The sequence below is a fragment of the Mesorhizobium qingshengii genome (genome assembly GCF_900103325.1).
Taxonomy (GTDB): Bacteria; Pseudomonadota; Alphaproteobacteria; order Rhizobiales; family Rhizobiaceae; genus Mesorhizobium; species Mesorhizobium qingshengii.
In genome coordinates, this window is the sequence record NZ_FMXM01000067.1 from 1 (window position 1) to 1,990 (window position 1,990).

Below are 1,990 nucleotides of genomic sequence, written 5' to 3' on the forward strand. Positions count from 1 at the left end.
AGCCCGCCCGCACACGGAATTCCTGACAGTCCCCGGCTCGACCTCATGCCCGGTGTCGAACACCGGTCGCACAAAGGCCTCAATAATCGAGCGGAAAATTCGCACCAGCCGACCCGACGACGCGAAAGGATCATGAAACGCTTCAAGTCGGCACGCCAGCTTCAGCGGTTCGTTTCCATCCATGATCCGATTGCCAACCTGTTCCACTTTTCCCGCAATACGCTGTCATCAGCTCAACATCGAGACCTGCGTAACGCCGCCATGCAAATCTGGAACAAAATCGCGTGTCGAGCCGCAGCCTGACAGCCGTCCCGGTCAGCTATCGCTGCATCAATCCGCTGATAACTTTACAGTGCCTGGCCAATTCTCTAACTAAGATCAGGATTTGTGGGGATTCGTCCCGGCGATCCAACACAGCTGAGGATAGCTGCATTTCGAAGTCAACTGAATTGGAGAACCTATGTCTTTGAAGAACTTCATGCGCGCTGGCGTATTTGCGGCTGTTGCCGTCATAAGCCTTGCAGTCGCTGCACACGCGGGTCCTGAAAAAAACAAGGAACTGGTCATCAGGGCTGTTGTCGGCCTCTTCATCGATCACGATCCGGCGGTCGTCGACAGATACTGGAGCCAGAAATATATCCAACACAATCCCATGTTTCCCAACGGCAGGGACGTCATCAAGGGATTTGTATCCAACACTTCGCCGGGCTTCAAATATGAAATGGGTGCCGTCGTTGCCGACGGGAACATTGTCATGGTGCGCGGTCGGTATACAGGTTTTGGTCCCAAACCGATGATCGCGGTCGATACGTTCCGCGTTGAAAAAGGCAAGATCATCGAACACTGGGACGTTCTTCAGGAGGAGGTTCCAGCCAGCCAAACCAAAAGCGGCAACCCGATGTTCGTCCCGGGGATGTAAAATGAACGAGGGTCCGGTAGAATCTACCTGACCTTCTCGTTTTGTCGTAAGGAGCGATGGAAGATGTGTGAAGATTGGACATGTCAGAAGTTACTCGGCGCAGCGCAACAAAACCGACAAGGCCCGATGCGCTCAGCATCGCCCATATCATGCGCACCGGCTGGTTCCGCCAGGCCCATATCAAGTCGGAAAGCTGATACCGGACCAAGCTTCTGCTGACGCACCGGCGCAATCTGAAGGCCAAGTTCCTCGACCGTGAGAACACCATTCGTTCGTTCGGCATCCGCCTAGGCAATGTGCAAATTCCAAGGGAAGTCGCCTCCCGATTCCGAGATGATGTCGCCCCCTCGTTCCGAGAATTAACCGTCCCCTGGTGGCGGTGTTTGGGCCGGTGCTCTGCTGGTGGAATGTTTCTTCTTTTGGGTTGTCCAGGGAAGGAACGAAATGCCTGCGGAGAGACTGACCATGCGGCGTGTCCGCGAGATTTTGAGATATCGATTTGAAGAGGGCCTTGGCCACAAGGCGATCTCATACCGTGTGGGCGCAGCGCCCTCGACGGTGCGCGAAACGCTTCGGCGTGCGGAGGCTGCCGGGCTTGCCTGGCCGTTAGGGGACGAGATCACGGACGCGGTCCTGGAGGCTGCGCTCTACAAGGCGAACGGGACGAAGACGGGGCATCGTCGCAGCGTGGAGCCGGACTGGGCTTGCGTGCATCGCGAGCTGAAGCGCAAGCATGTGACGCTGCAGATCATTTGGGACGAATACATCGAGCGTCACCCCGATGTTACCGTTACAGCCGTTGTTGTGATCTTTACAGAGGCTGGGCATCCAACCTGCCGGTGACGATGCGGCAGAATCATGCCGCTGGCGACAAACTCTTCGTCGACTACGCCGGCGACACTGTGACCGTGGTCGTCGACCGGCTCAAGGGCAAGACGCGGCAGGCGCATCTGTTCGTGGCCGTGTTGGGGGCGTCGAGCCTGTCCTATGCCCGACTTAAACACCGCCTGTGAGAATATGTCATTAAGTCAGCATGTTAGGCGCGCGCCGGCGCGTGTTACCACTACATTT

2 protein-coding genes and 2 pseudogenes are annotated in these 1,990 nt (G+C 56.6%); all 4 read left to right on the forward strand.

Annotation, left to right across the window (positions count from 1 at the left end):
- On the forward strand, positions 1-303 hold a 303-nt coding region (locus tag BLS48_RS34085; protein ID WP_143019595.1), incomplete at its 5' end, for a DDE-type integrase/transposase/recombinase.
- Between the two features lie 157 nt (positions 304-460).
- Positions 461-919, forward strand: coding sequence for a nuclear transport factor 2 family protein (locus BLS48_RS34090; RefSeq protein WP_051726975.1), 459 nt, complete (start codon positions 461-463; stop codon positions 917-919).
- 64 nt (positions 920-983) lie between these two features.
- Positions 984-1,230: pseudogene (locus tag BLS48_RS34095) on the forward strand (IS110 family transposase); the annotation flags it as partial.
- Between the two features lie 154 nt (positions 1,231-1,384).
- Positions 1,385-1,920: pseudogene (locus BLS48_RS34100) on the forward strand (IS21 family transposase); the annotation flags it as partial.
- Positions 1,921-1,990 lie beyond the last annotated feature (70 nt).

Coding starts and splice junctions, on each gene's coding strand:
- BLS48_RS34090 (WP_051726975.1), top strand. CDS start 461: ATGTCTTTGAAGAACTTCATGCGCGCTGGCGTATTTGCGGCTGTTGCC.